We start from the raw sequence: 25,749 nt of genomic DNA, 5'->3' as shown, positions 1-25,749 counted from the left end.
GCAAGGTTTTGCGCAGGTGCGCGGAATTCCCTATCTTTGCATCCGTTACACTCTCTCGAGAACGGCTAGAGCGTACATTAACCATCCTTCGTACCTGTTACGCTGCCGTTGGTTACCACCGATAAATATTATTATGTCTTTTGAACAATTGCACCTCATCGCGCCCATCGCGGACGCGTTGAAAACTAAAGGTTATACACAACCTACGCCTATTCAAGCACAATCCATTCCAGTAATCCTGAAGGGTAAAGACCTCCTCGGCTGCGCGCAAACGGGTACGGGGAAAACGGCAGCCTTTGCCATCCCCATCCTTCAAACGCTGTTCCTGAAGAAACGCGGCGGCGACTTCCCGCCGGGCATCAAGTCGCTCATCCTGACGCCGACGCGCGAGCTCGCGATCCAGATCAACGATAGCTTTAAGGCATACGGCCAGGGCACGGGGCTCCGGCACGAAGTGATCTTCGGGGGCGTTTCGGCGGTACCCCAGATCCAGTCGCTGAAAAGGGGCACCGACATCCTAACGGCCACGCCTGGCCGCCTGTTGGACCTGATGAACCAAAAGGTCATCAGCCTGAAGGACATCGGGATCTTTGTCCTGGACGAAGCGGACCGGATGCTCGACATGGGCTTTATCCACGACGTCAAGAAGGTGATCGCGCAGCTGCCCAGGAAACGGCAGACGTTGTTTTTCTCCGCCACCATGCCCGCTGAAATCTCCGGGCTGGCCGATTCCATCCTAACGGAGCCGGTCAAGGTCTCGGTGACCCCGGTGTCATCGACCGCGGAAAAGGTCGAGCAGAGCATCTACTTCGTGGAGAAAAACGACAAACGCCACCTCCTCTCCCACTTGTTGAAAAATAACGTCCAGGGACGGGTGCTCGTTTTCAGCCGCACCAAGCATGGCGCGGACCGCGTGGCCAAGGACCTGGGCAAGCACGGCATCCGCGCGGAAGCCATCCACGGCAATAAATCGCAGAACGCCCGCCAGCGCGCGCTGGAGAACTTCAAATCCGGGGCGACCCGGGTCCTCGTAGCCACGGACATCGCGGCGCGCGGGATCGACATCTCGGAGCTGGCCTACGTGATCAACTTCGACCTGCCCAACGTTCCCGAAACGTATGTGCACCGGATCGGCCGTACGGGCCGCGCGGGCGCCAGCGGGAAGGCGTTGAGCTTTTGCGATACCGAGGAACGCGAATATCTCCGCGACATCCAGAAGCTGATCAAGCAGACGGTGCCGGTGGTCAGGGACCATCCGTTCGCAGGGAAAGCGGTGGCCTAAGGGTCGCGTGTATCGATCCGGTGCAGCCGTTGTAGCGAAAGCGAACAGCGGCGCCGCGTGGCGGCATTAATAATCAACGCATTACGGCATGGCATAGTTTTACCGGCGGTACGGCTATGCTCATCAGTTACCTCAAAATCGCCTGGCGCAACCTCCGCAAGGAGCGCCTCTTCACCATTCTGAACCTCGTCGGTTTGTCGACGGGGCTGGCCTGCGCGCTGCTTATCTGGCTGTGGATCGCCGATGAACGGGGCAAGGACCTCGGCAACCCCAGGGATGCGCAGCTCTACCAGGTGATGCAAAACCTGAAGGAAGAGGGCAAGGTCCAGACGATGTCGTATACGTCGGGACTGCTGGCGAACGGGTTGAAGACGGATTACCCACAAGTGGAGTATGCGGCGACGGTAGTCCCGGCGTCCTGGTTCGGGAACCCGGGGGAGCTGTACGTGGGGGACACGCTGATCAAGGCGCGCGGGCAGTTCGTGTCGCCGGACTATTTCGAGCTCTTTTCCACGCCCTTTGTCGCGGGCGATGCGCATGGCGTCAAGACCGACGTCCATTCCATCGCGATATCCAACCGGATGGCCACGGATTTTTTTGGCAGCGCGCAAAAGGCGCTGGGCAAAAACCTCCGCTGGAACCAGGGCGAATTCGACGACACGTATACGATCACGGGGGTCTTTGCCGACGTCCCGTCGAGCAACACAGACCCCTTCGATATCCTGCTCAACTTTACACTATTCGCGCAAAAAAGGCCGGGGATCGTGACCGACTGGGGCAACAGCGACCCGAGCACGTTTATCCGTCTGAAAGAGGGCACGGACGTGCCGCGTTTCGAGGCGGCCATCGCGAGCTATGTCAAGAACCGCGATAAATACAAAGAAGACAAGGTGCTGTTCCTGCGCCGTTTTTCAGACCGGTATCTCCACGACGAATATACCGACGGGAAGCTGACCGGCGGGCGGATCACGTATGTGCACCTGTTTTCGCTGATCGCCTTGTTTATCCTGGCGCTGGCGTGTATCAACTTTATGAACCTTTCGACGGCCAGGGCCTCGCGCCGGCTGAAGGAGGTGGGTATCAAAAAAGTGGTGGGCGCGCGCCGCGGCACGCTGGTGGTACAATACCTCGGGGAGTCGGTGCTGATGAGCCTGCTGGCGCTCGTGGCGGCGTTGGGTCTGGTCGTGGCGTTCCTGCCGGCGTTCAACGCCATGACGGGGAAAGAGCTGCACCTGGGGCTGGACGGCCGGCTGGTCGTCGTCGCACTGGCGACCGGGCTGGTGGCGGGCAGCTACCCCGCGCTGTACCTGTCCGGTTTCAAACCCATCAGCACCCTCAAGGGCGCGCTGCCCGGCTCGGCGGCGGAGCTGCTGGTCCGGAAGGGGCTGGTCGTTTTCCAGTTCACGCTATCGGTCGTGGCTATCGCCAGCGTGCTGGTTATCTACCGGCAGCTTCACTATATCGTGACGCGCGACCCCGGGTATAGCCGGGACCACGTCGTCGACTTCCCGATCCCGGTGAGCACGCCGCAAAGCGAGCAGGCGGCCCAGGCGCTCTTAAATGAAATCCGCGGCTTCCCCGGCGTGGTGAGCGTGGGGACGCACCACCACGACTTCAACGGCGGTCACGGCGGTATCGGCGGGTTCGACTGGCCTGGCAAGCAACCCGGCCAGGAAATGAATTTCGCCAACCTGGAGGTGGGTTATGGGTTTATGCAGACGATGGGTCTGAGGCTCAAAGAGGGCCGGTATATGTCCGACGATTCGAACGCCAAACGCGAAATCGTTTTTAACGAGGCGGCGATAAAATTCATGGGCCTCAAAAATCCCGTCGGCAAAACGATCACCTTCTGGGGCGGCCACCACGTGATCGTGGGGGTCGTCAAGGACTTCACCTTCGAATCCGCATATAAGACGATCACCCCCGCCTTTTTCCAGGTATTCCCGGTCGCCGACAACGTCGTGGTACGGATCCAGGGCGGATCGGAGCACGCCGTGCTCGGGCGGCTCCAGCGGGTGTTCGCGAGCTATTACCGGGGGCTCTCCTTTGACTATCGCTTCCTGGACGAGGAATACGCGGCGCTGTATGCGTCCGAGGAAAGGGTGTCCGTGCTGTCGCGTTATTTCGCGGGGCTGGCGATCCTGATCTCGTGTCTGGGGCTTTTTGGCCTGGCCGCGTTTTCGGCCCAGCGCCGTCAGAAGGAAATCGGTATCCGGAAGGTCATCGGCGCCTCGACCGCGCGGATCGCGCTCATGCTATCGGGCGACTTCTTCAGGCTCGTCGCGCTGGCCGCGGTGATCGCGCTGCCGGTCTCGTGGTGGCTGATGCGCCGATGGCTGGAGTCGTTCGCCTTCCGCGTCCCCCTGGGGGCTGACGTCTTCCTGATCGCCGGCGTGGCGATCATGGGGATTACGCTGGGGACGATCGGGTTCCAGTCGTATAAGGCGGGGCAGGCGAGCCCGGTGAAGAGCCTACGGTCGGAATAACGGGGGCGTAGGCGCGGTGGGGCGAAGCGTTGCATCACTTCATCGCTTTTGCGCGGGTGCGCAGCGCGAAAAGGCGCTGCTGCTGGTCGGGGTGCGCTCCCCAGTAGTCGAGGTCGACGTTGGCCAGGGCGCCCAACAGGTCGCCGGGGTAGACTTCGGTTTCCAGGAGGGGATTGGCGGCGAGAAGGCCGAGGGCCAGGGGGACGAGCTCTTCCAAACGTGTCTGCTGGGAGACCAGCAGGCGGATATCGGCGGGGGTGAGCGTGGCGGTGGGGACTTCGCGGAGGGCGGTGAGGCGTTCCTGGAGTTTCATGACGCGAAGGCTTTTAGGTCTTCAATATTATATCCGTCACCGGTCCGGACCTCGTAGAGGAGGCGGTGGTTGAGGTCGGTGATCTTGAGGTATTGTTTCCAGACGTTGCGGCCCATGTCGCTCGAGACGACGGAGACCAGGACGTTGGCGGCGTCGAGGGTGTCGGTGTGGAGGCGGCCCCACTGCATATAGGTGAGGGTGTACTGGCGGCCGTCAAAGGTGACCGAGCGGACGATCTTCCGGAGGAGGAGGCCCACTACGAGGGCGGCCAGGAAAAATCCCGCCGTGACTAAACTACCGTGAAAGATCAGGGCGGTCGCTAAAAATAACAGGCCGATGATGGCCAGGGGGAGTAGAAGCAGGGGCCAATACTTGTTTCTGCTGGTAAGCGTCTTCATTGTATTCCGAGTCGTTTATGAATCTCTTCGGGGGTGAAATCCGCGCGGCGGAAGGGGTGCGCCTCCGTGTTAAAGACGTAGTCCCGGACGTTGACGGAAGGGTTGCCGCCGAAGAGGAGGTAAAAGTACTTCATCGTTTCGGCAAAAAAGAAGGTTGGGAGCTCGTTGTTCTGGCGTTTGGTCCGGACGTCCGAGATGGAGGAGAAGGCCAGGGGCGTGCGGCAATACCGCAGGATGTCGTTGTAAAAGGTATAGCCCATTTCCCGGTAGCGTTCCTTACCGGTGAGGGTATATAAATAATAGGCGGATTCGATGATCTCGGGGTTGAGGTCGTAGCCCGGGTCGGTGACGGTGTCGGCGTGGTAGTCGTACCCGCCGGGCTCCAGGCCGTAGTGGTTCCAGAGCCAGTACCAGGTGTGCTCCAGCTTTTCGGCGCGGTGGAGGTCGCCGTCCATGGCCAGGATGGAGGGGAAGAACGCGTCGTAGAGGGTTACCTCGGACCGGACCTTGGCGCCGGTCCGCATGTCGACATAGCCGTACCAGAGGGAGGTGTCGCTTTCCTCCGGGATATAGCGGTTGATGGCGGCGATGCTGGTGTCCCACATGGTCTTTAGCTCCGGATCGTGGAAGAGGCGCCAGCTTTTAAACAGGTACTCGAAATACGAGTCTTCGCAGGCGCCGATAAAGCTGCGGGTGTCCAGCCACGCGCCGGTGTTGACGTTGATGTCGTACCCGACCAGCCCGAGGGGTGAACGCCTGGAGAACAACGCCACGCTCGCCTTTTTACCCGCCCGGTAATACTTCGGGTCGCCGGTGTAATAGCTGAGGATGCCCATCTCGAAGACATAGGACCCGGCCTCGGCGACGTTGACGCGTTCGCCCTTGACCGCCCCGGTGCGGAGGTTGACCCAGTAATACGGGATGCCGGTGGGGCTGGCAAAGGCTTTGAGCTCCCGGTCGCCGAAGTCGCGGGCGCGGGCCAGGATACGCGGGTCGCGCGTCCACTGGTACATATTGAGCAGCCCACCCAGGATCCGGATGTTGACCTCAAAGGTTTTTACATAGATATCCTTGTCAAAACGGACGCTGTCGATGATATAGCGCTCGACCTCCCGGGCCTGGCTGTCGAGCCCCATGACGCGCATGGTGCTGTAGGCGTCGATCGGGGAAATGTGCAGGCTTTCCTTATACCAATCGGAGCTGCCGCCGGTGATGGGCAGGAGCACGTCGTGGCCCCAGGCGTACTTTTTATAGGCGTCCCACGAGCGGACAAACTCCCGCCGGACGTCGGCGGCGGTGGGGTGGCCGTGGGTGGTCGTGCCGTACTGGGCTTCCGCGCGCGTGGCGACCAGCAAGGCCAGCAAAGTCAGATAGCGCATCCACCAATATACGGATTAATTGTTCTGCCCCTGCCCCATCCCGTTGTACAGGTTGAACCGCTCCACGAGCTCCACGATGTTGCGGACGTTGAGCTTTTGGAAGATCCGGACCTTGTAGGTCGAGACGGTGGAAATCTGGAGGTGGAGCAGCCGGGCGATCTCGGCGATGCCGTGGCCCTGGATGAGCAGGCGGACGACCTCGGTTTCGCGGTTGGACAGGGTCAGCAGCGGGTTGGACACCTCCTGTTTCTTCTGGTGGATCTTGTCGAGCAGGTACGCCTTGACGGAGGGACCGAAGTATTTTTCGTTGTTAAGGACGCTGCGGATCGCGTACTTGATCTCCTGCTCGTCCGAGTTCTTCATCAGGAAGCCATCGGCGCCGGCCTGGAGGTAACGAAAACCATAGAGGTGCTCGTCGTACGCGGTAAAGATCAGTATTTTCAGCCCGGGCTGACGTAAACGGAGGACGTCGATCATCTGGAAGCTGTTGCCGCCGGGGATGTTGATGTCCAAAACGAGGAGGTCGAAAGGACGTTCCTCTACGAGTTTCAGGGCGTCGTCGAAGTTGGCGGCCTCGGCCACCGATACTTCTTCGAACATTTCACGGATCAGGGCTATGGTTCCGAACCTGACGATGGCGTGATCATCCGCCATTAGAATATTCACCATTAACTGTTATTTTTTAGGCTATTCAGAAAATTCCAGAACCATAACCGTACCCCCTTGCTCGCCTCGGCTTACAATGAGTTTACCTTTTAATCTTCCCAACAATTCCCGAACCAACATCAGTCCCAAACCGGCCGGGCGGAAGTCTTCCCCGGGCTTTGGACCCAGAAAGCCCGCCGCTTCTGTGTTACACCATTCGATGTATTCGCGGCTCATCCCCCTACCGGTATCGGCTACCTGTATAAAGACCCTGTTTTCCCTGTGTCCACCGGACACGACCACACTTCCCCCGGACGTAAATTTGATAGCATTGTCCAGAATATTGTGCAGAATGACGGCCAGGCAATCGGGGTCCGTGTCCAGCGTCAGCGCCGGGTCGACCTTGTTGGCGATTTCAATGCCCTTGGCGTGGGCGATATGATGAAAGAGGGTCGCCTTGGCGGCCACCGCCAGGTGGACATTGACGGCTTTGAAGCGTCCGTCCGTCGCCGCCCTGAGCTGGACCCTCGAATATTGCAGCAGGTCTTCCACCATGCTGTGCATGCGCTCGGCGCTCTGGTAGAGGAGCTGGGCCCGGTCGGCCAGCCCTTCCCCCGGGAGGCCTTTTTGCAGGTCGTCCTGCAGGGACCGTGCCGTCCACATGAAGTACCGCAGCGGCGTCCTGATATCATGGACGATGGCGCCGATCAATACCTGCTGCATGTACAGGACGTGGCCCCATTCCCCGGGCTGCCACCCGGGGCCGCTCTCGTTAACCGATTTAGCCGAAGTGTTAGACATGTTTCGTCAGCCTCCTCCTGAAAACAGGACTTCTTCGACACGGCCGACGGCCCCGCCGAGATGCCCCGCTTCTTCCTTGATTATCGTCACCAGGGCCGATAGTTCCCTGCCGGGGCCGGCGACCGAGCCGCCACCCGCGGAGAGCAGGTTTTCCATCATCTGCGAGACCCCCATGACGTTGGATAGGTGTGTTCTCAATTGGTTAGAAATAATGTGTTTGCTGGCGTCCAGCGCGAAGCGGGCTTGCATCAGCGGGCTGATGTCCACCAGGCTGATGGAGACGCAGGGTTCAGGCCCGTAGTGAAAGGGCATGATTTCCACGCGGTACCATTCCTGGCGCCCATCGGGGTAGCTCCAGCGGTCGCTCCCCACGGAGCCCCGCCCGGCCAGGGCCATATCGATCTTACGACAAAGCTCGACGCCAAAGCCGTTCCGGAGGGTGTCGTGGAGGTTGCCGCCGATGATCGGCAGGCGCCCGGTCCGGGCCTTTATCCACTGAATGGCTTCGCGGTTGAAGAAGCGCAGCTCCCCCGTATCGCCCAGGCAAAACTGGGCCGCGGGGGTGGCGTCAAAAAAAAGCTTACCCAGGCTTTGGAGGGAGCCCAGGGGCTGGGCGTCGAGGAAGTGATCGATCTTATCCACGCCCACGGCGTAGATCAGCGGGTTGCCCCCGGTGGTGGCGGGCGGCAGCAAACTCATTTTCCATTCCGTCAGACAACAGGAACCTTGCGTATTGGTCAGGCGGAGCGAAGACACGACGAGATCGCCCGGGCTTTGCCGGCAGGCGTTGAGCGTAGCTTCGAGAACGGGATATTCATCGGGATGAAGGGCGCGGGCGAAAACATTGCGCCCCTGGGTGGTCATAGTCCATTCGGGGTCTCCGACAAAAGCCCTTAGAAAGGACTTGCTTGTATAAACACAATCTCCCCATGGGTCAAAGTGTACCATCCAGAGAGAGTCTGGTTTTGAGGTAGGCGGATAAGAAAACATTCCCTGTCCTTTTTAGAGGGGTTAATAAATAAATCCGCAGAGCCTACCTGTGTAATTGTACCGGGAACAATTAGACCGCATTTCCAGCCGGTGGCTGAAACACCAGTGTACGGGAAATTGGAGCGAAGGTATACCCGATTAAAAAGATATCGGATAGAAAACTTCGCATCGGCACGTAGTCGCAGTACTACAATACACTTGTACCAGGGCTTCTACCCTGGATTTTGTTTAGAACGAGGGAACATTCAAAATGATGGGGAGTAGCAATTGGCCTTCATAGTAACGGATTTTGTTGCCACTAATATACATCTTAATTTCGTAACATGCATGCAGGCCCTGAGAAGAAATTTTACTTCCCCAATTTAGACGGTTTAAGGGCCATAGGAGCCAGCGTAGTCATGATCGGCCACGTGTCTTTCCTTCGCAGCCTGCATGGGGAAAACGCGCAGGAATGGTTTCCGGTGTGGGGAAAGGTGGGGGTGGCGCTGTTTTTTACGCTGAGTGGATTCCTGATAACTTCCCTATTGCTCCGGGAGCTCTCCGCGACGCGAACCATACGTCTTAAGGAATTCTATATTAGGCGCATCCTGCGCATCTGGCCGCTCTATTACTGGCTGGTGATCCTGTGTATCGGGCTCAACTTCATCCCCTATTTCAAAATCCCGGGCCTGAGCGACCAGATGATCCACGGACTGACCTTTTTGAGCCTGCTCAACATCCTGCTCATCATCCCGAATTTCACCCACCTCTATATCCCCTACTCCGACCAGCGGTGGAGCATCATCGTGGAGGAGATGTTCTACCTGATCGCGCCGGCGCTGGTGCGGTGGGTGCGGGTCCGGCGGCGGCTGGTGGTGGCATTTTGCTTGCTGATCGTGCTCTCGGAGATCGGGTCGCTGGTGTTGCGGTCCGTGCGGCTTTCACCGGGGTTCGTGTTCGAGGTACTGGAGCAATTGAAATATATGGGGTGTATCGCGGTGGGATGCCTGACGAGCGTGCTCTTTTTCGACCGGGACCCCGCGCTGAAGCGGGTGTTGTTTTCGGTCGGGGTCCAGGTGCTGGTTACCGTGCTGGTGGTGGCGTGCGTGGCTTACACCTTCTATTACACCCACGACGAGCGCAGTATCGACCTGCGGGTGTATTGCTTGCTTTTCGCGGTGGTGATCCTCAACGCGGCCCTCAACCCGCGGACGATCTTCCGGCTGGAGAACCCCGTCCTTCGGTTCCTGGGCAAGATATCCTATGGGATCTATATGTACCACATGGTGTGTATCGGCGCGGTCTATGGGCTGGTTCGCCGGATGCCGGTTAATTACCTGACGCAGAATCTATTATTATATATAGGGTCGATCGCGCTCACCATCGGGGTTTCCTGGCTGTCCTTTACCTATTTTGAGGCCTGGTTCCAGCGCCTCCGGCCGAAGTTCCAGCAGCTGGTCACCCGACCCGCCAGGCAAGTCCCCGCCGCGTAAGAAGCAAGTCCCTGCCGCTTAATAACTTAACACTGTGGAAAAAATTCGGTTAATAGATACCGTAAATTTCACATTGCGGTTTCGTTAAATTACTATATTTGGCAGGCATTCATTCCCCACAAGTTTTAAAGGCTATGTATAACCCCGGACGGTCCGAAGCGCCTCAAAGCCGCGGTGGACGCGGGTTTCGCAGGATTTAACCGCGTGATTTACATACGTTTAACAATACTACCCGGTTGGTGGTATTGCTCGAACCAGGAGATTAAGGTACCTTGCCCTTGTAAATCACACGAAAGTTTTTTAGAAGGAGAGAACAGGTATAACTACGGTCAGAAAGCTAATTTGTAGATATTATTTTTGTAGCACTCCTTTTGTAAGAGTTTATAAATATCAGTTCTAATATCCACCCCTGGAGACATCCACTCCGTATTCCAACATCCTGATACCCGCCCGGTGTGCCGAGAGGGGGCGAAAAGCCAAAAAGAATTTCAGTTATCGAGCAAGTAATATGATTCAAAAATATCGCTTGCTTACGTTGCGCCTCTGTCTCAATATTTGGAATGTCGTGTCTCCCCGGACACTACAATCCCAGGGGTCTTTCCGTGAGCAAACCCGTTTTTGGAAAAAAGCTGTAAAAGGTATCGGAATGCGTGAATTCCAAGCAAGAACTGTGCCGATCTACACTTTCGCAGCATTTAATTTCAGCCTACCCGTTTCGGGTAAATGCTTGGATATGTGGCTACTGCCCGTTACCCAGTTTTGGGTGATATGGAACGGGGTGCTAATTGTTACGGCTATTATCGCGATTGCTGCAGCGCTGGTCATGCGCAAGGAATTTGACCGGAAAAAGGAAAAGGTCGCTTACAACAACCGGCTTCTCGAATTGGAAGCCAAGGCTTTAACCAGCCAGATGAACCCACACTTCATCTACAATTCGCTGAGCACGGTGCAACACCTGATCGTGTTGAACGAACAACAAAAGGCCTTTGACTATATCTCGGACTTCTCTTTGCTGATGAGACAGATGCTGAACAACTCGAGGAAGTCGTATGTGGCGCTGGAAGACGAGATCGATTTTTTGACCCGCTATTTGGAGCTCGAACGGTTTCGCTTCAGCAACTCCTTCGAGTACGAGTTCCAGGTCGAAGACGCGATCAAGGTGCATAGCCATTGTATCGCCCCGATGCTGATCCAGCCGATCCTGGAGAACGCGATCAAGCACGGGATGGGGCCCAAGAAGGAAAAAGGGATGTTGAAGATCGCTTTTTCCTTTCACAAGGACATCCTGGAATGCACGGTGGACGACAACGGCGCGGGATGGAAAAAGACGAGGAGCGCGACCAGCGCGCTGAAACACGAATCGACGGCGCTGAACATCATCCGGGAGCGTCTGAATGTAATCAAATCCTATGACGACAATCCCGGGAAACTGGAGATTATCGACAAAGCCAGCAGCGGATACAACGAAAGCGGAACCTTAGTCAGAATTTTTATACCGATTATCAATTCATTGTAAAGCCTAACCTTACCTATTCAATTTTTAAAAACCTTAAATGTGCCGTTATGAAGAAAATCAGAGCAGCTATCGTGGACGATGAACAAGCCAACCTCCACATCTTGCGGAACATCCTGCAGACCCAATGTGAAGGGGTCGAGGTAGTATGGGAAGCGGATAACCTGGAAGATGCCAAGAACAGCATCCGGGAAAACGAGATTGACGTCCTGTTCATGGACATCGAAATGCCCCCGAACAACTCCTTCCAGCTGCTGGAGGCCATCGCCCAGCCCAACTTCGAAGTGATTTTCGTGACGGCTTACCAGGAATATGCCCTGCGCGCCCTGAAAATGGCGGCCCTGGACTACATCCTGAAACCCATCAAGGGCTCCGACATCGTCAACGTCATCGAGAAGATCCGCAAGAACAAGAAGAACAAGCTCGGCGAACTGACCGGCATCATCAAGCACTACGTCAACGGCATCCCCGAGAACTTCTCCAAGATCGTCGTACACGTACAGGACGGCTACGAGGTGATCGACATCAACAACATCATTTATATCGAGGCCCTGGACAGCTACACCAAGCTGCGCCTGGTGGGGAACGTCTCCTATGTCGCGTCCCGCTCCCTCAAGGAATACGAAGAAATCCTGTCTGAAAAGGGCTTCTACCGTGTCCACAAGTCCTACCTGGTGAACCTCCGGCACATGATGAAGATCATCAAGGGCGTCGCCCCCTCCGTGGTGATGACCAACGGCGCCTGTATCCCGGTGTCCACCCGGAAGAAGGACGTGTTCTTCACGGAGCTCAAGGAGGTTATTTACTTCTAAATTTTTCGCCTATCGAATTGTAGCTACTCTGCTCTGATTAACCTATTTACCGCACCTTACCCTCAGTCTCTCTTTTGGGCCTGTTTTAGGGCCGTCTTATAGAGCCATAACGGTCGCTCCTTCGCGGGGCGGCCGTTTTTCTTTTTATCGCTTGCGAAAGACCTCGATGTAACCATTTGTCGGCCTCCGGGGCGCCAGGAAGGAGTCTATCAGCTGGTAGTGCGCCAGCAGGCTGTCCCGTACGCGGAACGGGTAAAAGTTATTGAGCGTGGGGACGTATTCGAAGAAAACGAGGTCGTAGCGGCCGGCGGCGATGCGCGCGCAGGTCGTGTCGGCCTCGCGGTTGAACATGCAGACGCCGAGGTGGTACCAGAGGGGTTCCATGGGGCCGCGGTCCTCGGTGAAGTTGAGCTCGCGGGCCAGGGGGGTGAGCTCGCTCATGTTCAGGACGTGGGGACGGACGCCGGCGGGCAACGTGCGGGTGGTGGGAGCCGAGGGCGCCCAGGGGTCGGTGGCGGAGGGGTTGGCGGAGCCGCCGTGGGGTTGCATGCCGCCGCCGTTGATGCCGGACATGGCGGTGTCGGCGTCCATGGCGCTCGTGGCGCCGATGGCGATAGGGATGGGCGCGCCGGTGAACTCCGGCAGCTGGCGGACGCGGAGGACGCCGGCTACGGTGGAGGGCGGCAGATAGATGTGTTTAAACGACGCCATGGAGGGTATTTCGGTCCAGGTGGACTCGTCCTCGTAGTGCGTGGTGTCGGGGTTGATCATGTAGGTGTCGCGGTTGATCACGTTTTCGCCGGTGGCGGAAACGGTCGCGATGGCTTTGGGGGGGAAGGCGCGGGAGACGAGGCGGTCGAGGTATTTCCAGTAGGAGCCGGACCACCAGAGGAGGACGCCGGCCAGTACCCAGGCCAGTCGGGGTCTCGTGTCGGGGTTCCACTGGGTGAGCTGGAAGAAACCGGTGAGGAGGTAGGCGATGGCGAAGGCGTGGAAGAATATATTATTATCGGGGGGCGTGTAGCTGGTGACCTGGAAGATGGTCGCGGAGGCGAGGATGCCGAGGGTCAGGAGCAGGAAGCTCATTTCGGCGCGGTCGTTCCAGAACTGGCGCCAGCCGTGGAGACGGCCCTTGACCAGGACGATGAGCAGGGTCATCAGGAGATAGAACTTGATCCACTGGGAGGCGGCAAAGAACTCGCCGAGGATGTCGCGCGGCGACAGGCGCGCGGTGTGCGGGGGTTGGCCGTGGTTGAACCAGTAGCCGAAGCTGTAGCGGGTGAAGGGGAGGATGACGACCAGGGCGATGGCGATAAAGAGGCCCCAGAAAAGGAGCGCCGCGCGCCAGCGCCTGGTCACGATCGCGTTGTAGAGCGCGAGCGCGGACGCGGTGGCGAACATCAGGAATCCGCCGTCTTGTTTGGTGAAGAAGGACAGGAAGATGAAGAAGGCGGCGCCGAGGAGATAGAGGAAGTGGCGGCCGCCGGCATCGGGGTCGGCGCCCCCGCCAGTGGAGGGGGCGGCATTGAGGGTCGGGAGGGTTTTGGCCGAGCCAAAGGCGAGGCCGCCGAGCAGGAGGTTGATCCCGACGATGCCGTATAATATATCGGTGTTGTTATACCACGGCCAGAAATTGATCAATATATAAGACAGGCAAAAAACGAGCACTGAGGCTACGCGGACGCCAAAGGAGACGTTCAGGCGGCGGAGGAGCGCGCGGAAGGAAAGACCGGCCAGGATGTTCAGGAGCACTTGGGCCTTTATCAGGGATAACATGCTGGGGCCGAACAGCTTAAAAAAGAGGGCGGGCATCAGCCAGAAGCCGATCCCCATGGGGAGGCCGAAGTCCTTATAGGGGAGCTGGCCTTGGTAAAGGCGGTAGGCGCCTTCCCAGGAAAGGAAGATATTGACCCGGTATGGGAAGTGCAACGCTAACGGAATCAAGGAGAAAGCGATGACCAGGGCCGCGTCTGTCCACTTCGGTAAGGGGGAGGTAAGGCGCATATGGGCTTATTTTTTCAGGCAGGAAAGATAGCGATCATCGTTTAACCCGAAAAATCCAACGTACGTTAAATAAAACCACCCCTTCCCGGGAATGCCCGATTTGGTTTTAAACCGATGGTTACCTTGCATGCATTATAGTTTTGTTTACCGCTTAAACCCCACCGCAGTACCATGAATTATATTAACGAGGCGATTGGTGATTTGAAGACGTATGGCCAGAAACATTCGGAGGATTATAAGACCGCCGACCCGTTTCCCAGCATCTATTTTGACAACTTCTTCAATCCTGACGTACTGCACTCGGTGCTCGACGAGTTCCCCGATATGTCGAAGAAACCGGACCTCCAGTTCAACGATCCCAACCAGATCAAGCTCGCCTCGAAGGGCGAAGGACGGTTCGGAGAGCGGACGAAGCTGTTTATGCACTACCTCAACTCCCAGCCCTTCCTGGAGTTCCTGACCGAGCTTACCGGGATCGAAAACCTGATCCCCGACCCGTTTTACGACGGCGGCGGGTGTCACCAGATCCAGCCGGGCGGGATGCTGAAGCTCCACGCGGACTTCAACAAGCACCCCAAGACGAAGCTGGACCGCCGGATCAACGTGCTGGTCTATCTCAACGAGGACTGGGACGAGTCCTATGGCGGCCACTTTGAGCTGTGGGATACCGAAATGAAGGGCGCCCGTAAGAGGATCCTGCCGCTGTTCAACCGGATGGCGATGTTTTCGACGACGAGCAATTCGTACCACGGGCACCCCAACCCGCTGACCTGTCCCCCGGACCGGTCGCGGAAGTCGCTGGCGCTGTATTATTATACCAACGGCCGGCCGGTGGAAGAACAGGAGGTGAGCGACGCAGACCACAACACGATCTTCAAATACAGGGCGGAGGACAAGAAAGCGAGGGCGCTGACCTCGCTGAAGGAAACCGCCAAATTGTGGATACCACCGATCCTCATCGGGGGGCGGCATAAGGAAAAAGCGGGGTAAACATGGCCGGGATACAACTATACGGACTGAAACTACGTAACACTCTATGACCATGCTTACCTCTTCACAACTCACCCACGACAGGGCGCGCGCAGGCGGGCTCAAGGCGGTCCTACCCTATCTGCGGCTGATGAGGCTGCATCACTGGGTAAAGAACTCCTTTCTCTTCCTACCGCTGTTCTTCGCGGGTGAGGTTTTCAATGTTGACTTGCTGCTGCACACGCTCTGGGGGTTCTTCGCCTTCGGGCTCGTGGCGAGCAGTATTTACATTCTCAATGATTTCATGGACCGGGAGTCGGACCGCTTGCACCCTGTAAAGTGCAAGCGGCCGCTCGCGTCCGGCGAAGTGTCGCCTGCCGCGGGGCTGGTCCTGTCGGCCCTGTGCCTGGCGGGCGGTGTTACGCTGGCGCTCTTTATCAAGGAGAAATTCCTCTTTGTACTGATGATCTATTTCTTCATGAACCTGGGGTATTCCCTGGGGTTGAAGAACGTTTCCATCCTTGACGTATTCATACTCGCGCTGGGGTTTGTTTTACGCATAAAGGCCGGGGGGGTGATCACGCACGTCGCCATTTCGCAATGGCTGATGATCATGATCTTCCTCCTGGCCATCTTTATGGCGGTGGCCAAACGCCGTGACGACGTACTGATCAAGCTCTCCACCGGCATGGACATGCGCAAGGTGGTCAAGGGCTATAACCTGGACTTCCTGAACGTGGCCATGTCGCTGATCTCGGCGATCATCATCGTGGCGTACCTGATGTACACGATATCGCCGGAGGTGATGGCGCAGTGGAAGACGTACCGGCTCTACTACACGACGATGTTCGTGATCGCGGGGCTGCTGCGGTATTTGCAGATTTGTCTCGTGGAGAATAATACGGGGTCGCCGACGAAGCTGCTGCTCAAGGACCGGTTCCTGCAGGTGACGTTGCTCTTGTGGGGCGCGAGCTTCTATGCGATCATATACATGCCGAACTTTAATTTGTTCAAGTAGATGAAGAAAGCCGTAACGAATTGGGGGAATTATCCGATCATGGAAAGCGAGGAAATAACCTTCCGCACCATCGGCGAGCTGAAATCTCAGCTGAATACGGATAAGGCGGTCATCGCCCGGGGGAACGGACGCTGTTATGGCGACGCTTCCCTGTCCGAGGTTACGGTCAATACGCTGAAATACGATAAGATCACGGCCTTCGATACGGAGACCGGGGTCATCACCTGCCAGGCGGGGGTGACGCTCGACCAGCTCCTGGACGTGATCGTCCCGAAGGGCTGGTTCCTGCCGGTGACGCCGGGGACCAAGTTCGTGACGATCGGCGGCATGGTGGCTTCCGACGTGCATGGCAAAAACCACCACGTGGACGGGGCGTTTTCGCGGCACGTGCTGGAGCTGGATTTGCTGACGGGGTCGGGGGATATCGTGACGTGTAGCGCTTCGCACCTTCCTGAATTGCTGGAAGCTACCTGCGGCGGGATGGGACTGACGGGGATCATCCTGTCGGTGCGGTTTCAGCTGAAACCGATCGAGACGAGCTATATCGCGCAGCACCGGATCAAGGCGCCCAACCTGGAGGCGTTGCTGGAGTTGTTCGAGACGCACAAGGATGTGACGTATTCGGTGGCGTGGATCGATTGTCTGCAAAAGGGTGACGCCTTTGGGCGGAGCATTTTGCTGATGGGAGAACATGCTAAGGCTGCGCAGGTCGCCGGCGGTGATCCGCTGAAGCTGCCGCGGAAAAAAAGCATCCGTTTTCCCTTCAATCTTCCCTCCTGGGTACTCAATACGTTTACGGTACGGGCCTTTAACTGGGTCTATTATAACAAGGCGCTGCACAAGGACAAGCACTCGATCATCTCCTACGATACCTTTTTCTACCCGCTGGATTCGGTGCTGCACTGGAACCGGGGCTATGGGAAGAACGGGTTCGTGCAGTACCAGTTCGTGATCCCCATCGAGAACAAGCAGGGGCTGATCGATATCCTGAAACGCATCAGCGATAAGGGCTGGGGCTCGTTCCTGGCGGTGCTGAAGGTGTTTGGGGAGCAAAAGGGGGGTATCCAGTTCCCGATGGAGGGGTACACGCTGGCGCTCGACTTCCCGGTGCGCGAAGGGCTCTTCCCTTTCCTGGAAGAGCTCGACCAGCTGGTGCTGAGCTATGGCGGTCGCATCTACCTGTCCAAGGACGCGCGGATGTCCGCGGAGACGTACCGCAGCGGGTACAACGGCGCGGCGGAGCACTTTTCGAAGTTGTTACATCAATATAACCCGGAACAAAAATTCAGATCGGTACAGTCGGCGAGGCTTGCGATTACGCGGAGCTGACGCCGGGACGGCATAATGGACACTATGGCGGAAGCACTCATTTTAGGCGCGGGTTCGGACATGGCGGTAGCCATCGCCCGGCGGTTGGCGGAACGGAAGGTTAACCTTGTCCTGGCGGGCAGGGATATGGAATTGTTATCGGATCTCCGCGCGGATCTGGAGATACGGTATGGCGTGGGGGTGCGGTTGGTGTATTTTGATGCGCTCGACTATGCGTCGCACCGGTCTTTTTATTCGGAGCTGGGCTCTCCATCGATTACGGTGTGTGCGTTTGGATATCTCGGCGACCAGGATAAGGGGATGGAGGATTGGCTCGAGGCGGAACGCATCCTGGCGACCAACTTTACCGGCGCGGTGTCGATCCTGAATATCGTCGCGGCGGATTATATGCAACGCGGCTCGGGGATGATCGTGGGGATATCCTCGGTGGCCGGCGACCGCGGCCGCGGTAGCAACTATCTCTATGGGAGTGCGAAAGCCGGTTTTACGGCGTATTTGTCCGGTTTGAGGAACCGGGCCTTTAAGAAAGGCGTCACGGTCATCACGGTTAAACCCGGTTTTGCGGCCACGCGTATGACGGCTCACCTCAACCTCCCCCCTGCCCTCACGGCCAGCCCCGAACAGGTGGCGACGGCGGTGGTAAAGGGGATGGACCGCAAGCAAAACACGGTGTATGTAAAAGGCCTTTGGAAATGGATGATGCTGGTAATAGGCATGATCCCCGAAAACGTCTTCAAAAAATTGAGCTTGTAATGGTCACCGCTTACTCACATAGTTCCATCGCCTTTTTCGACTTCGACGGCACGATCACGTCCAGGGACACGCTGGCCGAGCTGTTGAAGTTCAAGACGGGAATGTTCAAATACTACCTGGGGCTGGTATTCCTTTCCCCGGTCCTGATCCTGTACAAGCTCGGGCTGCTGTCCAACCACCGGGCCAAGGAGATCATGCTCGAATACTTCCTTAAGGGGGAATCGGCGGCGGAGTTCAACGCGTTGTGCCGGGAATTCTCCGAGACCCGTCTGCCGTCGCTTTTCCGCAAAGGCGCGCTGACCGAGATCCGCCGTCACCTCCAGAACAACACGCAGGTGGTGATCGTCACGGCTTCGCCGGAAAACTGGGTCCAGCCCTGGTGCCAGCAGTTCAACCTGGAGTGTATCGCCACCAAGCTGAAGGTCCGCAACGGGAAGCTCACCGGCAAAATCGCCGGGCAGAATTGCGCCGGCGAGGAAAAAGTAAAACACATCCTGAAGCGATATAATCTCTCATATTATACAAAGATTTACGCCTATGGGGATACGCCGGGAGACTTGCCTATGCTGTCTCTGGCGACCGATAGTTATTATAAGCCGTTCAAGGAGCGGGCGTACTGAGCGCGCCGCGGCGCGCCCCTTGATCCATCTCGTCAGGGTAGCTTGACGAAGGGCAAGGTAATGGTATACCCGTGCGCCATGATCTGAATATAATAAGTGCCGCTCGGCAACGTAGACACGTTCACCTGGGTGGTCGTACCATCGTTGGTCTGCCCCAGATCGGTTTGAACCGTCTTCACGAGGTTCCCCTGGACGTTGAATATGCGCATCGTGACCTGGCCGTTGACGACCGGGTTGATCCATACGTTTAGCGTGGTCTGTACCGGGTTGGGGTACAGCAGCACCGCCCCGTCCTGCACGGCCTTGGTATTGCTCAGGACCGAAACCGTCGTTTCGGCGGATGAAGTCTGGCCGTTCTGGTCGGTGACCGTCAGCTCAAACACATAGTCCCCTACTTCCAGGTTCTTTACCGTCGTCTGCACCCCGGTGAGGGACGAAAACGAAGCCGTGTTCGGACCCGCCACCTGTTGCCAGAGATAGCTTACGATATTGTCGCCGCTGGGCGCATAAGACTTGCTGCCGTCGAGCAAAAAACCGGTGGCGTTGGTCGTGCTGGTGTAGCTGATGGTGCTGTCCGGGTCGTTGATGATCGCGGTCGGACCGGTCGGCTGGCCCGCCAGCACCGTTACGGAGATCTGGTCCGTGGCGGTGTAGCCGTTGTTGTCGGTCACCGTCAGCTGGAAGACGTACGTGCCGGCTTCGAGGTTGGAGACCGACGCCTTCGCCTGGTCCATGTTGGCGAGCGTGTGCTGGTTGGGTCCGCTCACCAGGGTCCAGGTGTACGACGTGATCGTGCCGTTCCCGTCCGTGGAGCCGCTGCCGTCGAGCGTGGCGCTGTTGGCGGGCAGCTGGAGGGTGATGTTCTGGCCCGCGTTCGCCGTGAGGAGGTTGACGGGCTTTTGCACGGTGATCGTTATCGTAGTGCTTGCGTTGACGCCGAGGGTATCGGTAACGGTTAGCTGAACGGTATAGGTACCGGCCACGAGGTTGCTGAGCGTGGTCTGGGCGCTGGTGGCGCTGGCCAGTTTCGAGCCGCTGGGGCCGCCGAGGACAGTCCAGTCGTAGCTTAGGGGGCCGCCGTCGGTATTGCCGTCCGCGGCGCTGCCGCTGAGCGTGACGCTGCTGGCGGGCACCGTGATGGTCTGGTCGCCACCGGCGTTGACCGTGATGGTCTTCAGGGGCGCGGCGGCGTTGACGGTGACCTGGGTTTGGGCGGCGCCGGTCTGGCCAAGGTTATCCGTGGCCGTGAGCGTTAGGACGTAGACGCCGCGGACCAGGCCGCTGAGCGTGGCGGACGTGCTGGTGGCATTGCCCAGCGTGGCGCCGGTGGGACCGCTCTTGATGGCCCATTGGTATTTGGTGATCGTTGCTCCGGTGTTGGGGTCGCTGGCGGAACCGGTCAGGTTGGCGCTGCTGGTGGGCAGCGTCAGGGTCTGGTTGGCGCCGGCGTTGACGGTGATCGTCTGCAGGGCCGCCTGGACGGTGACGGTGATCGTGCTGATCGCGGACAAGCCCAGGGTATCCGACACCGTTAGCTTGATCGTGTACGTCCCCGCGACGAGACCGCTCAGCGTGGTCTGCGCGCTGGTGGCGCTGGCCAGCGTGGCGCCCGAGGGGCCGGTCACGCTCCACTTGTAGGACAGCCCGCCGCCGCCGGCGTTCGGGTCGGTACCCGAGCCGCTGAGGCCGAGGCTGCTGGTGGGCAGGCGCAGCGTCGTATCCTGACCCGCGTTGGCGGTCAGGGGTTGCAGCGTAGCGGCTGCGTTGACGGTGATGTAGATGGTAGCGCTCGACGACTGGCCGTAATTGTCGGTGACGGTCAGCCGTACGGTATATATGCCGTGCAGCATGTTGCTGAGCGTGGCCTTGGCGCTGGTGGCATTGGTCAGCACGGAACCCGCGGGGCCGCCGAGGATGGCCCATTGGTACCCGGTGATGCTGCCCCCGGTGTTCGGGTCCGAAGAGGCCGAACCGTCGAGGCTCACGCTATTGACGGGCAGCTGGATGGAGTAGCTGGAGCCGGCATTGGCGACGGGTTTCAGGTAAGCGTTGTTGACGGTGATCTTCACCGTGTCGAAGGCGGTGACGCCGAGGGTATCGGTGACCGTCAGTTGGACTTTGTACGTGCCGGCGGCGAGACCGGTGAGGATTGTGCCGGCGCTGGCGGGGCTTTTGATCGTCGAGCCGGTCGGACCGCTCACGACCGCCCATTTATAGGCTACGCCACCCCCGTTCGCGTTCGGGTCGCTACCGGTCCCGGTCAGCGTAACGCTGTCCAGGGGCAACGAGATCGTCTGGTCGGGGCCCGCATTGGCGGTAACCGGTTGCAGCGGCGCGACGCCGTTGACGGTCACCCATACATAGGCGGAGTCACTGAGGCCATAGTTGTCCGTTACTTTCAACTGGACCTGGTATATCCCCTGTCTTAGGTTGCTAAAGGTGGTCGTCACCCCGGTGGGCGCCGAAAACACCGTGCCGACGCCGCCGCTGGGCCCCTGCAACACCTTCCAGGCGTAGGCGGTGATGCTGCCGCCGGTGTTCGGGTCGCTGGACGCGGCGGCGCTAAGGTTTACGCTGTTGGCGGGGAGCTGGAGCGTATCGTTCCTCCCGAGGTTGGCCACCGGCGGGAGATAATTCGGTTTTACGGTTACGGTGAGCGTGTCCCTGGCGGTGACGCCGAGGGTATCCGTGACCGTTAGCACGACGCTGTAGGTGCCGGTGGTCAGACCGGTCAGCGTCGTGTTGGCGCTTCCGGCGTTCTTGATGGCCGAGCCCGTCGGGCCGCCGACCACCGACCACTTGTACGCGAGGCCGCCCCCGTCCGTGTTGGGGTCCGAAGCCGTCGCGGTGAGGGCGACGCTGTCGAGGGGCAGCTGGATCGTGGGGTTCGAGCCCACGCTGGCCGAGATCGGTTGTACGGTTACGGGCGCCGGGTTGACCGTCACCAGCATGGTATCGGAAGCGGACAGCCCCGACTTGTTGGTCACGCTGAGCACTACGGTGTACAAGCCGTGCACCAGCCCGCTGAGCGTGGGCGTGGCGCTGGTGGCGCTGGAAAAGGTGGAACCGGCGGGTCCGCTGACCACCGACCATTGATACGACGCAATGGCCCCGCCCGTGTTCGGGTCGGAGGAAGCCGAGCCGTTCAGCGACACGCTGCTGGTCGGCAGCGTGATCGTCTGGTCGGGACCTGCGCTCGCCACGGGGTTCTTCGCCCCGCTGAGGTTGACGTTGATCGTCACCGTGGACGTGGCGGTCTTCCAGTTGTTGTCGGTGACCTTTACCTGGAAGACATACGTCCCGGTGGTCAGCCCGCTCAAAGTGGCGGACTGACCGGACGGTAGAGTAATCAGAGCCGTATTCGGACCGCTGACCTGGGTCCACAGGTAGTAATTGATTTGGGAGAGGAGCGCTACGACCGTGGCGTTGACCGTGGTCGAGGTCGTCGTAATGTTTTGGGTCAACCCTGCGCTGACGGTGACAACCCCCAGGGCCGCGGACGGAAGCGCCATGTCGCTACAGGGGCTGTTGGAGTGCGTCAGACAGTAGGGAGACGACGTGGGGGACGTCTTGGTCAGGCCAAAGGGGTTGATCTTTGTGATCCAGGGTACGTCCCAGGAGTTCGGATACTGCGACGTGATCATCCCGGTGTTATCGCCTTCGACGACGCCGTTGCCGAGCACGCCGACCTTGTTACGGCCCCAGCTGTAGAGGTTACCCGCCGCGTCTTCCGCATATGCGTAAAAGACGTCGCCCTGGTCGGTAAAGATGTTGGTGAACGTCAAACCGGCGCCGACCTGTACGGGGCGCTGTTGCAACAATTCAGCCGTGCCCCAGTCCCAGGCATAGGGTGCGGGCGTACCGCCCGTGGGCGCGGGGTTATAGGTATACGTGGCGAAGTTCAGCTCCACGCCGTTCCCGATGTTGCCCACGGCGTTGTCGCCCCAGGCCCAGAGGGTACCGTCGTTACAGATGGCGTAGCTGCACTCCATATTGGTATAGATGTGCTTGACCGGGCTGGGCAGGTTGAGCTGGTTGTCGAGCAGCACCGGTTTGATCGCGGCGACGGCTTCGGCTTTATAGCCGCTGCTGCCGATCCCGAGAAAAGAGTTGTGCAGACCCCAGCCGTAGAGCTGGCCGGTCGAAAGGATCGCGTAGTTGCTGAAGTTGCCACCGGAAATCTCGATGGCCCTGGAACCCGCGGGCAGGGCTACCTTGGCGGGGGTGTAGATGTTGGGGTTGTTGTTGTTCTGACCCAGGTAATATTGAGCGCCCCAAACGCCGCCGCCGCCCCACGTCCAGCAGTTGCCTGCGGAGTCGAGGGCGAGCGCCATCATGGCTGCATTAATGCTTTTTATAAATACGCCTGCCGGGAATTTGATCTGCACCGGGCGGGAGACGTTCCCGCTGGAGGTGCCGTTACCGCGGATGCCGGAGCCGAGCGCGCCCCAGGCCCACAATGTACCGTCGCCCTTGAGGGCCATCGAGTAGTATCCCGAAGGGCTGCCTTCGCATATCACCTGTACGATGTTATTAAATACATTACCCGCGCTGTCGGTGGTCAGCTGCTTGGGCGAGCCGACGGAGCCGCCGACCGAACCCTGGCCACATTCACCATAAGCATTGTCGCCCCAGGTCCAGCAGTTCCCCGCATCGTCGATCAGGGAATAGTGGTGCAGGGACGCATGGATTTGCACGATGTTTGCGGGGCCGCCCACCTGGTGTGGAAGACCGCCGGCCATATCATATGCCTTGTGTGTGGAAGTGTTTAAGATAAAGCAATTGTACTCACCGGTGCCCACGAGATACTTAGGGGTTTGGGCGGAGGGTAGGAGAAAACAGCAGGTACAAAGCAATCCAGTTAAGAGTAAAGCCTTCAACGTCATCATATGCTAGGATATTTGGACCGATAGAACGAAATGGACACTTGTTGACATTTGTGGTTTAGCTGGTGGCTTTAAAAATCACGAATGGGTACAGATCCAGTTTTGAACGCTGAAAAGTGTGCAATTTTCATACCAACCCGCGGAAAAAAATACACGGCCCAAAAATTTTTTAAAGTTACTTTTACATATAATATATCGACTACAAAATTTATTCACAGAGTTATTCACATGAAGCGGAGACAAGCCATTGGAAGTATAGCAGTGACGGGCCTTGCAGGGCTCGGGCTCTTTGGTGGAATCGAGTGGCACGCATGGCATAAGACACCTGATTTTCAGTTCCTTGAAACACATCAAAAAACGCTGCTTGCCTTAGCGGAAATTATTATTCCTACCGGCGATACGCCCGGGGCAAAAAATTGTGGTGTGGATAAGTTCATCATTGGCATGATCCGTGATTGCACGGATACCCGCGATGCCAATACCTTTATCGACGGATTAAAAAATTGCGTACAGTATTCCTACGACACCTTTGGGAAAAATTATGAGGATTGTACGACACCCCAGCAAGTAGATATACTACACCGGTTCGAGCGTCAGGGCCGTGTGGGTACCGGTCTTTGGGGTAAAGTCAAGAACAGGTACTGGGGAAAGTCGTTTTTTACCACGCTAAAAGAGTTAACCGTGGTCGGGTATTGCACCTCCGAGGCAGGGGCTTCGCAGGGTTTGTCGTATGTTGCGATTCCGACGGCGTACCATGGGTGTGTGGCGATGGCGCCAGGGCAGCGGAGCTGGGCTACAAGATAATATATGGCAAATACATACGATGCGATCGTGGTGGGCTCGGGGATCAGTGGCGGCTGGGCCGCAAAAGAGCTGTGCGAGGCAGGCTTACGCACGTTGGTATTGGAGCGGGGCCGGAACGTGGAGCACGTCAAGGACTATACCACTGCTTTCAAAGCTCCCTGGGAATTCCCCCACCACCTCCAGAATACCAACGCCGACATCGCCGAAAACCCCATCCAGAGCGGCGCTTACGACGAGGCTACGAAACAGTTCTTTGTCAGCGACAAGGAGCATCCCTACATACAGGAAAAACCCTTCCGTTGGATCAGGGGCTACCAGGTCGGTGGCCGTTCCCTCACCTGGGGCCGTCAGTGCTACCGGCTGAGCGACCTCGACTTCGAAGCCAACCTCCGCGACGGTCATGGCGTCGACTGGCCCGTCCGTTATAAGGACATCGCGCCCTGGTACGACTATGTGGAGTCGTTCGCGGGGATCAGCGGGGCGCCCGAAGGCCTGGCGCACCTGCCTGATGGGCAGTTCCTGCCGCCGATGGATATGAATTGTATCGAAACGGATTTTTCCGCTCAGGTCCGTCGCTTATACCCCGGGCGTGTCGTGACCATCGGGCGCGTGGCCAACCTCAGCCAGGCGGTGCATGGGCGCGGGCCTTGTCAGTACCGGAACCTGTGCGCGCGCGGGTGTCCCTTTACGGGGTATTTTTCTTCGAACGGGGCGACGTTGCCGGCGGCGGCGGCTACGGGTCTTCTGACCTTGGAGCCGGATTCGATCGTCGTGTCAGTCATGTATGATGCGTCGTCGCGGCGCGCCACGGGGGTGCGGGTTCGTCACGCGCTTACGGGTGTTACGACCGATTATTTTGCCCGGGTGATCTTTTTGAATGCGTCTACCATCGCGACGGCGGCGTTGCTGTTGCGGTCTACTTCTCCGTCGTTTCCGTCTGGCCTGGGGAATTCTTCCGGACAGGTCGGGCATAACCTGATGGACCACTGGACAGGGACCGGGGCGTATGGGAATTACGAGGGTTTTGCTTTGGATCAATACTATTCCGGTCGGCGGCCGGTAGGGGTCTATATCCCCCGATTCCGGAACGTACCGGGGATCCCCGGGTCCGTCGACTTTACGCGGGGGTACGGTTACCAGGCGGCGGGGAGCCGGCTGGAGTGGCCGGAGCTGGGGTATACCGAAGGGTTTGGGGCCTCGTTCAAATCGCAGCTGGTGCGGCCGGGGCCGTGGCATATGTGGATGGGTGTGTGGGGAGAGACCCTGCCCTACTTC

At 58.3% G+C, this 25,749-nt stretch carries 20 protein-coding genes; 12 read left to right on the top strand and 8 right to left on the bottom strand.

Going from position 1 to position 25,749, the window contains the following annotated elements:
- Window positions 1-133: 133 nt before the first annotated feature.
- Window positions 134-1,282, top strand: coding sequence for a DEAD/DEAH box helicase (locus VL547_RS03895; RefSeq protein ID WP_325575394.1), 1,149 nt, complete (start codon window positions 134-136; stop codon window positions 1,280-1,282).
- A gap of 116 nt (window positions 1,283-1,398) precedes the next feature.
- Window positions 1,399-3,768 carry an ABC transporter permease gene (locus VL547_RS03890; RefSeq protein ID WP_325575392.1) on the top strand — a complete coding sequence of 790 codons (2,370 nt, stop codon included), beginning with the start codon at window positions 1,399-1,401 and terminating at the stop codon, window positions 3,766-3,768.
- A gap of 34 nt (window positions 3,769-3,802) precedes the next feature.
- Here the strand turns inward: VL547_RS03890 and VL547_RS03885 are convergent, their stop codons facing one another.
- Genes VL547_RS03885 through VL547_RS03860 form a run of 6 tightly spaced genes read right to left on the bottom strand, consistent with a single transcriptional unit; the run spans window position 3,803 to window position 8,168 of the window.
- Window positions 3,803-4,081 carry a contact-dependent growth inhibition system immunity protein gene (locus VL547_RS03885; protein ID WP_325575388.1) on the bottom strand — a complete coding sequence of 93 codons (279 nt, stop codon included), beginning with the start codon at window positions 4,079-4,081 and terminating at the stop codon, window positions 3,803-3,805.
- Entirely contained in the window at window positions 4,078-4,479 is a 402-nt protein-coding gene (locus VL547_RS03880; protein WP_325575386.1) for a hypothetical protein, read from the bottom strand. The genes VL547_RS03885 and VL547_RS03880 overlap by 4 nt, the downstream gene beginning before the upstream one ends.
- Window positions 4,476-5,858 carry a glycoside hydrolase family 47 protein gene (locus VL547_RS03875; RefSeq protein WP_325575384.1) on the bottom strand — a complete coding sequence of 461 codons (1,383 nt, stop codon included), beginning with the start codon at window positions 5,856-5,858 and terminating at the stop codon, window positions 4,476-4,478. Before VL547_RS03875 ends, VL547_RS03880 begins: the two co-directional genes overlap by 4 nt.
- Window positions 5,859-5,873: 15 nt before the next feature.
- Window positions 5,874-6,527, bottom strand: coding sequence for a response regulator transcription factor (locus tag VL547_RS03870; protein ID WP_325575382.1), 654 nt, complete (start codon window positions 6,525-6,527; stop codon window positions 5,874-5,876).
- Window positions 6,528-6,545: 18 nt separating this feature from the next.
- Complete coding sequence (locus VL547_RS03865) at window positions 6,546-7,304, bottom strand: HAMP domain-containing sensor histidine kinase (RefSeq protein WP_325575380.1); 759 nt, start codon at window positions 7,302-7,304, stop codon at window positions 6,546-6,548.
- Window positions 7,305-7,310: 6 nt separating this feature from the next.
- Window positions 7,311-8,168 (bottom strand): hypothetical protein, encoded by an 858-nt coding sequence (locus VL547_RS03860; protein WP_325575378.1) that lies wholly within the window; start codon window positions 8,166-8,168, stop codon window positions 7,311-7,313.
- Between the two features lie 449 nt (window positions 8,169-8,617).
- Here VL547_RS03860 and VL547_RS03855 point away from each other — a divergent pair, with 449 nt between their 5' ends.
- The 3 genes from VL547_RS03855 (at window position 8,618) to VL547_RS03845 (ending at window position 12,091) form a co-directional block, all read left to right on the top strand.
- Complete coding sequence (locus VL547_RS03855) at window positions 8,618-9,766, top strand: acyltransferase (RefSeq protein ID WP_325575376.1); 1,149 nt, start codon at window positions 8,618-8,620, stop codon at window positions 9,764-9,766.
- 733 nt (window positions 9,767-10,499) lie between these two features.
- On the top strand, window positions 10,500-11,282 hold the full coding sequence (locus VL547_RS03850; RefSeq protein WP_325575374.1) for a sensor histidine kinase: 783 nt from the start codon (window positions 10,500-10,502) through the stop codon (window positions 11,280-11,282).
- A gap of 47 nt (window positions 11,283-11,329) precedes the next feature.
- Window positions 11,330-12,091, top strand: coding sequence for a LytTR family DNA-binding domain-containing protein (locus VL547_RS03845; protein WP_325575372.1), 762 nt, complete (start codon window positions 11,330-11,332; stop codon window positions 12,089-12,091).
- Window positions 12,092-12,235: 144 nt separating this feature from the next.
- On the opposite strand, the gene VL547_RS03840 is transcribed toward VL547_RS03845, so the two are convergent.
- Window positions 12,236-14,095, bottom strand: coding sequence for a hypothetical protein (locus tag VL547_RS03840; protein WP_325575370.1), 1,860 nt, complete (start codon window positions 14,093-14,095; stop codon window positions 12,236-12,238).
- A gap of 171 nt (window positions 14,096-14,266) precedes the next feature.
- Here VL547_RS03840 and VL547_RS03835 point away from each other — a divergent pair, with 171 nt between their 5' ends.
- The 5 genes from VL547_RS03835 to VL547_RS03815 are packed head-to-tail and all read left to right on the top strand — an operon-like array spanning window position 14,267 to window position 18,784.
- Complete coding sequence (locus tag VL547_RS03835) at window positions 14,267-15,085, top strand: 2OG-Fe(II) oxygenase (protein ID WP_325575368.1); 819 nt, start codon at window positions 14,267-14,269, stop codon at window positions 15,083-15,085.
- Window positions 15,086-15,131: 46 nt separating this feature from the next.
- Window positions 15,132-16,082, top strand: a complete 951-nt coding sequence (locus VL547_RS03830; protein WP_325575366.1) for a decaprenyl-phosphate phosphoribosyltransferase — start codon at window positions 15,132-15,134, stop codon at window positions 16,080-16,082.
- The gene (locus VL547_RS03825; RefSeq protein WP_325575364.1) at window positions 16,083-17,411 is read left to right on the top strand and encodes an FAD-binding oxidoreductase; all 1,329 of its coding nucleotides are present in this window, start codon (window positions 16,083-16,085) and stop codon (window positions 17,409-17,411) included.
- Window positions 17,412-17,435: 24 nt separating this feature from the next.
- On the top strand, window positions 17,436-18,164 hold the full coding sequence (locus VL547_RS03820; RefSeq protein WP_325575362.1) for an SDR family oxidoreductase: 729 nt from the start codon (window positions 17,436-17,438) through the stop codon (window positions 18,162-18,164).
- Entirely contained in the window at window positions 18,164-18,784 is a 621-nt protein-coding gene (locus VL547_RS03815) for an HAD-IB family hydrolase (RefSeq protein ID WP_325575360.1), read from the top strand. Before VL547_RS03820 ends, VL547_RS03815 begins: the two co-directional genes overlap by 1 nt.
- Before the next feature lie 32 nt (window positions 18,785-18,816).
- On the opposite strand, the gene VL547_RS03810 is transcribed toward VL547_RS03815, so the two are convergent.
- Window positions 18,817-23,673 (bottom strand): PKD domain-containing protein, encoded by a 4,857-nt coding sequence (locus VL547_RS03810; RefSeq protein ID WP_325575358.1) that lies wholly within the window; start codon window positions 23,671-23,673, stop codon window positions 18,817-18,819.
- Between the two features lie 81 nt (window positions 23,674-23,754).
- Between VL547_RS03810 and VL547_RS03805 the strand changes: the two genes are divergently transcribed.
- Both VL547_RS03805 and VL547_RS03800 read left to right on the top strand, forming a co-directional pair.
- The gene (locus VL547_RS03805; RefSeq protein WP_325575356.1) at window positions 23,755-24,474 is read left to right on the top strand and encodes a gluconate 2-dehydrogenase subunit 3 family protein; all 720 of its coding nucleotides are present in this window, start codon (window positions 23,755-23,757) and stop codon (window positions 24,472-24,474) included.
- A 3-nt stretch (window positions 24,475-24,477) separates the two neighbouring features.
- A partial coding sequence (locus VL547_RS03800; protein WP_325575354.1) for a GMC family oxidoreductase occupies window positions 24,478-25,749 on the top strand: 1,272 nt, incomplete at its 3' end.

The organism is Dinghuibacter sp., assembly GCF_035492835.1.
Classification (GTDB): domain Bacteria; phylum Bacteroidota; class Bacteroidia; order Chitinophagales; family Chitinophagaceae; genus Dinghuibacter.
This window is presented reverse-complemented; position numbering and strand designations above follow the sequence as displayed.

Excerpts from the sequence above, each read along its gene's own strand:
- VL547_RS03870 (WP_325575382.1), bottom strand. The coding sequence starts at position 6,527 with ATGGTGAATATTCTAATGGCGGATGATCACGCCATCGTCAGGTTCGGA.
- VL547_RS03825 (WP_325575364.1), top strand. The coding sequence starts at position 16,083 with ATGAAGAAAGCCGTAACGAATTGGGGGAATTATCCGATCATGGAAAGC.
- VL547_RS03890 (WP_325575392.1), top strand. The coding sequence starts at position 1,399 with ATGCTCATCAGTTACCTCAAAATCGCCTGGCGCAACCTCCGCAAGGAG.
- VL547_RS03820 (WP_325575362.1), top strand. The coding sequence starts at position 17,436 with ATGGCGGAAGCACTCATTTTAGGCGCGGGTTCGGACATGGCGGTAGCC.
- VL547_RS03810 (WP_325575358.1), bottom strand. The coding sequence starts at position 23,673 with ATGATGACGTTGAAGGCTTTACTCTTAACTGGATTGCTTTGTACCTGC.
- VL547_RS03865 (WP_325575380.1), bottom strand. The coding sequence starts at position 7,304 with ATGTCTAACACTTCGGCTAAATCGGTTAACGAGAGCGGCCCCGGGTGG.
- VL547_RS03845 (WP_325575372.1), top strand. The coding sequence starts at position 11,330 with ATGAAGAAAATCAGAGCAGCTATCGTGGACGATGAACAAGCCAACCTC.
- VL547_RS03860 (WP_325575378.1), bottom strand. The coding sequence starts at position 8,168 with ATGACCACCCAGGGGCGCAATGTTTTCGCCCGCGCCCTTCATCCCGAT.
- VL547_RS03895 (WP_325575394.1), top strand. The coding sequence starts at position 134 with ATGTCTTTTGAACAATTGCACCTCATCGCGCCCATCGCGGACGCGTTG.
- VL547_RS03875 (WP_325575384.1), bottom strand. The coding sequence starts at position 5,858 with ATGCGCTATCTGACTTTGCTGGCCTTGCTGGTCGCCACGCGCGCGGAA.
- VL547_RS03885 (WP_325575388.1), bottom strand. The coding sequence starts at position 4,081 with ATGAAACTCCAGGAACGCCTCACCGCCCTCCGCGAAGTCCCCACCGCC.
- VL547_RS03830 (WP_325575366.1), top strand. The coding sequence starts at position 15,132 with ATGACCATGCTTACCTCTTCACAACTCACCCACGACAGGGCGCGCGCA.
- VL547_RS03805 (WP_325575356.1), top strand. The coding sequence starts at position 23,755 with ATGGGTACAGATCCAGTTTTGAACGCTGAAAAGTGTGCAATTTTCATA.
- VL547_RS03850 (WP_325575374.1), top strand. The coding sequence starts at position 10,500 with ATGTGGCTACTGCCCGTTACCCAGTTTTGGGTGATATGGAACGGGGTG.
- VL547_RS03815 (WP_325575360.1), top strand. The coding sequence starts at position 18,164 with ATGGTCACCGCTTACTCACATAGTTCCATCGCCTTTTTCGACTTCGAC.
- VL547_RS03855 (WP_325575376.1), top strand. The coding sequence starts at position 8,618 with ATGCATGCAGGCCCTGAGAAGAAATTTTACTTCCCCAATTTAGACGGT.
- VL547_RS03835 (WP_325575368.1), top strand. The coding sequence starts at position 14,267 with ATGAATTATATTAACGAGGCGATTGGTGATTTGAAGACGTATGGCCAG.
- VL547_RS03880 (WP_325575386.1), bottom strand. The coding sequence starts at position 4,479 with ATGAAGACGCTTACCAGCAGAAACAAGTATTGGCCCCTGCTTCTACTC.
- VL547_RS03840 (WP_325575370.1), bottom strand. The coding sequence starts at position 14,095 with ATGCGCCTTACCTCCCCCTTACCGAAGTGGACAGACGCGGCCCTGGTC.